Annotated in this window: 4 protein-coding genes; 3 read left to right on the forward strand and 1 reads right to left on the reverse strand. The window is 58.9% G+C overall.

Annotated elements, in window-relative coordinates; genetic code table 11:
* Positions 1-602 (reverse strand): ABC transporter substrate-binding protein (locus QT222_RS09990; protein ID WP_491477082.1); only part of this gene is annotated, 602 nt, incomplete at its 3' end.
* A gap of 235 nt (positions 603-837) precedes the next feature.
* Here QT222_RS09990 and QT222_RS09995 point away from each other — a divergent pair.
* The 3 genes from QT222_RS09995 to QT222_RS10005 all read left to right on the forward strand — a co-directional run bounded on the left by QT222_RS09995 (position 838) and on the right by QT222_RS10005 (position 6,617).
* Entirely contained in the window at positions 838-1,005 is a 168-nt protein-coding gene (locus tag QT222_RS09995; protein ID WP_004058707.1) for a DUF7556 family protein, read from the forward strand.
* Positions 1,006-1,095: 90 nt separating this feature from the next.
* Positions 1,096-1,515: a PPC domain-containing DNA-binding protein gene (locus tag QT222_RS10000; RefSeq protein ID WP_004058705.1), complete on the forward strand. Its 420-nt coding sequence runs from the start codon at positions 1,096-1,098 to the stop codon at positions 1,513-1,515.
* A 2-nt stretch (positions 1,516-1,517) separates the two neighbouring features.
* Positions 1,518-6,617, forward strand: a complete 5,100-nt coding sequence (locus QT222_RS10005) for a DNA polymerase II large subunit (RefSeq protein ID WP_491477083.1) — start codon at positions 1,518-1,520, stop codon at positions 6,615-6,617.
* Positions 6,618-7,281: the final 664 nt, after the last annotated feature.

The following is a 7,281-nucleotide window of genomic DNA, read 5'->3' on the forward strand; positions in this document are numbered from 1 at the left end:
GAAGAGAGCTTGACCTTTACCGTCTTTTCGTCGACCTTTTCGACACCCAGGGTGCCGGGCTTGTACGTCTCCACTTCTTCGCCCTCGCCGTTGGTCGTCGTCTCGGTTTCGTGGACGACACTGAGAGTGTCGAGCAGGAAACTCGCACGGCGAGTGTGCTCGGAGCCAGCGAGGCGTTCCCAGGAGTAGATGACGTCGTCTGCGGTGACCGTAGAGCCGTCGTGGAAGGTCGCATCGTTCAGCGTGAACGTGTACTCGGTCCCGTCCTCAGAGACAGAGTAGTCGGATGCGAGGAGGGCTTCGGTGCGCGCTTCGCCTTTCGGGTAGTGGACGAGCGCCTGGTGGATGTTCGTGACGACGTGGTTCGACGCTTCGTCCGTCATCGCGACGGGGTCCAGAGTCGTAACCGTCGAGTTGATGTACTTGAGGATGTCTCCCTCGGTCTCCCCACCGCCAGTCTGTCCCGTTCCGGTCTCGGAATCGGTGGTCTCTGTTCCTTCGCTACCATCGCCGCCGGTACAACCGGCGAGGGCAGCGGCCGTAGCAGCCCCACCCGTTGCCTTCAGGAAACGGCGACGCGAGAGTTTGTTAGTGTCTGGCATTCGAAACCACGTTCCGAGCCCTTTTGGATAAACTTACCGTATTCGATTTGTTTGATAGGGTGTATCGTGGAAGATGGTAGTCCCCACTTAAACGGCGAATTCTGCCAAGAGAGGTAATCTCCCGTTCATTTTACTTTTTAAACCAGTTTTTGAGACGACAGAATCGTGGGACCGAATCGACCTCTCCGACTGTGGTTTCGGGCAACTTATATAGGGGTGACACTATGTATCATACATGACGCCGGATGCGACGGCTTCCGTCGACGACTCGGGCGCCGAGGTTATGGCCTCGGTGGATCGTACCCAGACGGGCCAGCGTCTTATTATCGCGGATATCTCCCGCGACGACGCGTGGCTCGCTGCAGACGTAGCCGACGCACTCGCACTCGACAACTGGCGATAATCGCCCGGCCTTTTCGACGACCTCGCCGGCCTCACCAACCGGCGACTGAGACCATTCACATTTTAGTCCGACTCACTCGTGAGACATTGCATGAACGCTCGAGCGGTGACGGTGAGCGAGGAGTACCTCGCGAGCCTCGAACACGGGGCAGACTGGCGCGAAGAGATAGAGGAGTTCTGTGCCCGAGAGGACATCGAGTCCGCGTGGTTCAACGCCATGGGTGCCGTTCAGGACGCCGAAATCTGGTTCTACGACCAGACGGACCAGGAGTACCAGTCTGTCACGTTCGACGAACCACTCGAAGTCGCCACCTGCGTCGGTAACGTTTCGCTTCTCGACGGCGAACCGTTCGCACACACGCATGCGGTACTCTCTCGCCGAAGCGGGCAGTCGCTCGCGGGTCACCTCGACTCGGCGACCGTCTTCGCCGGTGAAGTGTATCTCCGTGCGTTCGACGAGCCACTCGAACGTGAACACGACAACGTAACCGACCTCGACCTCTGGTTGTAGACGTGCGAGAGGAGGATTCCCAGTACTTCGAGCGCATCGAAGACCGACTCGACGAGGCATTCGACCTCGCCCGCACCGCGAAGGCGACGGGATACGACCCAAAGACCGACGTCGAGATTCCGGTCGCAAAGGACATGGCCGACCGCGTCGAGAACATTCTCGGTATCGATGGGGTCGCAGCACGCGTCCGTGAACTCGAAGGCGAAATGTCTCGCGAGGAAGCCGCACTCGAACTCGTGACCGACTTCGTCGACGGCAACGTCGGCGATTACGACTCCCGCGAGGGCAAAGTCGAGGGCGCGGTTCGAACTGCCGTTGCCCTCCTCACCGAGGGTGTGGTCGCTGCTCCCATCGAGGGAATCGACCGCGTGGAGATTCTCGAAAACGACGACGGAACCGAGTTCGTCAACGTCTACTACGCCGGTCCGATTCGCTCTGCGGGCGGGACCGCACAGGCGCTTTCCGTGCTCGTCGCCGACTACGCCCGGTCGCTGCTTGGTATCGACGAGTACAAAGCGCGAACCGACGAGGTCGAACGTTACGTCGAGGAAATCAATCTCTACGACAAGGAAACCGGGCTTCAGTACTCGCCGAAGGACAAGGAAACCCGATTTATCGCCGAGAACATGCCCATCATGCTCGACGGCGAGGCGACCGGCGACGAGGAAGTCTCGGGGTTCCGCGACCTCGAACGCGTCGACACCAACTCCTCCCGCGGCGGGATGTGTCTCGTTATGGCCGAGGGGATTGCTCTCAAGGCCCCGAAGATTCAGCGCTACACCCGCCAACTCGACGAGGTCGACTGGCCGTGGCTTCAGGACCTCATCGACGGCACCATCGGGAAAGATAGCGACGAAGATGGGAAAGCCGACGAACCGTCCGACGACGAGGACGGTGAGAACGAAACCGAATCTGATGCCGAAGCCGAATCGGACGCCGACGAAGACGCGGATTCGGACGCCATGGACGGCCCGACTCGCGTCGAACCCGCGACGAAGTTCCTCCGCGACCTCATCGCGGGCCGTCCGGTCTTCGGCCACCCCTCGGCCCCCGGCGGCTTCCGACTCCGCTACGGCCGCGCCCGTAACCACGGATTCGCAACCGCAGGCGTCCATCCCGCGACGATGCACATCGTCGACGACTTCATCGCTACGGGGACGCAAATCAAGACCGAACGCCCCGGCAAAGCCGGTGGTGTCGTCCCCGTCGACTCCATCGAGGGGCCGACGGTCAGACTCGCCAACGGCGACGTTCGTCGCATCGACGACCCCGAGGAGGCCGAAGAACTGCAAAACGGGGTCGAGAAAATCATCGACCTCGGCGAGTACCTCGTCAACTTCGGCGAATTCGTCGAGAACAACCACCCGCTTGCACCGGCCTCGTACGTCTTCGAGTGGTGGATTCAGGACTTCGAGGCGACCGACGCTAACGTGCAGGCGCTCCGAGACGACCCGACCGTCGACCTCGAAGACCCGAATGTCGAAGAGGCCCTCTCGTGGGCGACCGAGTTCGACGCGCCGCTGCATCCGAAGTTCACCTACCTCTGGCACGACATCTCGGTCGAGCAGTTCGACGCGCTCGCCGACGCCGTCGCTGCCGGTGACATCGCCGCTGCCGAAGTGGACGGCGGAACCACTTCGGCGCTCCAAGCCGACAACGAACCTGAACGTGGCGAAGAAGGAACGCTCGTTCTCGAACATACGCCCGAAATCCGCGAAGCGCTCGAACACCTTCTTGTCGAGCACCGACAGACGGACGAGACGCTTCGGGTTCCCATCTGGCGACCGCTCGCCTGTTCTCTCGGTTTGACCGACGACCGAGAGCGAACGTGGGAACTTGCTGACCTCCCGGACCGCGTCCGTGAGTGGGACGACGGCGACAACGCCACCGAGGCGGTAAACGAAGTCGCACCCTTCACCGTCCGCGAGCGCGCACCGACCCGTATCGGAAACCGGATGGGTCGCCCGGAGAAGTCCGAGCGCCGCGACCTTTCGCCAGCGGTTCACACACTATTCCCCATCGGCGAGGCTGGCGGCAGCCAACGCGACGTGGGCGATGCCGCCCGACACCGCGGTGAGTCGGGAAAGCGCGGTGAAATCTCGGTTCGTCTCGGCAGACGCAAGTGCCCCGATTGCGGTGCGTTCGGCTTCAAATCCAAGTGCTCTGACTGCGGCGGCCACACTCAACCGCACTACGAGTGCGACGACTGCGGCACCGTCATCGAACCCGACGAATCCGGTCGCGTCTACTGTGACCGCTGTGAGTGGGAAGTCGAAAGCGCCGCGTGGCAGGAAATCGACCTGAACACCGAGTACCGAAACGCCCTCGAACGCGTCGGCGAACGTGAAGCGTCGTTCAAGATTCTGAAGGGTGTCAAGGGACTTACGTCTGCGAACAAGACGCCCGAACCAATCGAGAAAGGCATCCTCCGGGCGAAACACGACGTGTCGTCGTTCAAAGACGGAACCGTCCGCTACGACATGACTGACCTTCCGGTCACCGCCGTTCGCCCCGAAGAACTCGACGTGACGGCCGACCACTTCCGCGAACTCGGCTACGAGACCGACATCGACGGCGAACCCCTCCGGTTCGACGACCAACTGGTCGAACTCAAAGTACAGGATATCGTCCTCTCGACGGGCGCGGCGGAACACATGATGCAGACCGCCGACTTCGTCGACGACCTCTTAGAGCAGTTCTACGGGGTCGACCGCTTCTACGAAATCGAAGAGCGAGACGCCCTCAACGGCGAACTCGTCTTCGGGATGGCCCCGCACACGTCCGCGGCCGTCGTCGGCAGAGTTGTCGGATTCACGACTGCCGCCGTCGGGTATGCGCATCCGTACTTCCACGCCGCGAAACGCCGGAATTGCTTCCACCCAGATACCACAGTCTGGTACAAGGACGAAGCCGATTGTTGGCACTATGACGACATCCGGACGTTGGTCGAAGACCGTCTCGACGACCCAGAGACAGGCGACTTCGGAACGCTGGTACAGGAACTCGACGGCGAGGTATACGTTCCGTCTCTCACTCGGGATGGACATGAGACTGTCAAAACAGTCGAAGCGGTATCCAAGCACGTCGCCCCCGACCAACTCGTCCGAGTCGAGACTCGTGCTGGAAGGGAACTGACTGTCACTCCCGACCACACGATGATTCGGGCCAATGACAACGATTTCGAGCGTGTTCCGGCCCACGAACTCTCCGTCGGTGACGATGTTCCGTCGCCGAAGTCGATGGAAATCGAGGCTGAACCAGTAGAGATTGACTTACTCGCCGAATTCTTGGCTGGTGATTCGATACCGCCAGAGGATCTAATGGTTCGTGGGCTCAGAAAAGAACGTATCAAGACGCTCTTTGACGCGAATACAGCAGATACGGGGTATCTAAAACCAACCGCCGAGCTACTCGAGTGCAGTGATTCGACAGTCTACAATTGGGTTTCTCGTGACAGTGTTCCTGCCTCGGTGTTTGTCGAGCTACTTGGTGATGTTGTCGCTGTCGTCGAAACACTTCCGAGCGACATCTCGTTGGGGGTTCGACGCGATACCGCGACTGTCTCTCGAACGCTCGCAATCGACGAAGAGTTCGGAACTGTTCTCGGGTACTACGCCGCGGAAGGGTTCACGAGAGCAGACCCGGGGAGCTTCTACCAGACGACTATTTGCATCCCTGATGAAATCGCCCGCGACCAGATCACCGAAACACTGCACGAGACGTTAGGGGTCGAAGCGTTCGAGGAGAACGAGTGGAAGCTCACGATATCCAGTCGTCTCATCAAATCCTTGTTCGCGGATATCCTTGAGCTGGGGGCACGAGCGAGAGACAAGCAGATTCCGGACACAATTCTGTCTGGACCGAGTACGGTGCTTCGGTCGTTCCTCGCAGCGTACTTCTCGGGTGATGGTAGTGCCTCTCGTGACCGTGTGGAAATTCGTGCACACACCGTGAGCGACGATCTCAAACGAGATCTCGTTGCTGCCCTCAAGCGGTTCGGAATTGCTGCGAAGACCTACTCTGAGCGACGGGTTCCCCAGTCTGGTGCGGTTGCGGAATTCTACGATGCCGTCCCCGAATTCGACTCGTGGGTACTCAAAATCACGTCGGAGAATGCACTTCGGTTCGCCGACAAAATTGGGTTCCACCTCCCACGGAAGGAAACAACACTCTCGAACGCAATCGACAATATCGACGTTCGGACCCAACGCCTCTTGTCTGACGGTGGAGAGATATGGCTTGACGAGGTCGTGTCTACTGAATACGTCGAAAGTGATATCGAACACACGTACTGTCTTACTGTCGAAGAGACGAACTCTCTCGTTGCTAACGACCTATACGTCGGGCAATGCGACGGTGACGAAGATTGTGTGATGCTCCTCATGGACGGTCTTCTCAACTTCTCGAAAGAATATCTCCCCGACAAACGTGGCGGGCAGATGGACGCACCCCTCGTGATGTCCTCGCGCATCGACCCCTCGGAAATCGACGACGAGGCGCACAACATGGACATCGTCCGGCAGTACCCGCGGGAGTTCTACGAAGCGACGCTCCGGATGGAAGACCCGGACGACTGGGAGGACGAAGTGACCATCGCCGAGGAGTACCTCGGAACCGACCGCGAGTACACCGGGTTCGACCACACCCACGACACGACCGACATTGCCGCCGGTCCGGACCTGTCGGCCTACAAGACCCTCGGGTCGATGATGGACAAGATGGACGCGCAGTTGTTCCTCGCGCGGAAGCTTCGCGCCGTCGACGAAACCGACGTGGCCGAGCGCGTCATCGAGTACCACTTCCTGCCGGACCTTATCGGGAACCTCCGCGCCTTCTCACGACAGGAGACGCGGTGTCTCGACTGCGGTGAAAAGTACCGTCGGATGCCCCTCACTGGCGAATGCCGCGAGTGTGGCGGCCGAGTGAACCTCACGGTTCACCAGGGTTCCGTGAACAAGTACATGGATACGGCGATTCAGGTGGCAGATGAGTTCGACTGCCGCGATTACACCAAACAGCGCCTCGAAGTGCTCAAAACAAAGCTCGAATCTATCTTCGAGAACGACAAAAACAAACAGTCCGGCATCGCGGACTTCATGTAGCCTTCGGCGCTGCGGTTTTTCCTCCAGGTTTTCGAGCCGAGTGGTTTGACCACTCGGCGCAGAAAAAGTGGGTGCAGAACGACAAAAACAAACAGTCCGGCATCGCGGACTTCATGTAACTCGTCGGGTCTTGCGACTTTGAATTCGCGTCAGCGCTGTGTTGGCCTCAACGCGAATCCGCCGACAGCAACGACGGACATCGTACCTTCGAGCGAAACCCCCGTCGTAGATGCCCTGTAAAGCCTGGCCTTGGCCTGCATATCTGTGATTTGGTGTACCTATCTACGATTCTATTCTACATAATCGTACACTAAGGTCTTCCTGTGAGCACTAGCAGATATATACTTCTCGTGCGCGCGCGATCATACCAATCGGTCTGTAGAGGTTTCAGAAGGGTGACAAACACTATGTAGAGACTTCTTTCGTTACACTGTATCGACCGTAGCGGAGAAAGGAGTCAAATCAAAATGAGGACAAGTATGGTTTGGCAACTACTGGTTGCGGCTCTGGGAATGGTATCCTTGATACAGGATGTACGTGACGAACACTACGATATATGCCGTCGCAAGTAACTCGGTAACTAGCGACCGGTGGAAAACAGTGATTATCACGATTAGGAGGGGGCCGATTAACAGGAGTGAGTCGAATACTCGATCCTCAGCAC

The sequence above is a fragment of the Haloferax sp. s1 genome, assembly GCF_058382125.1.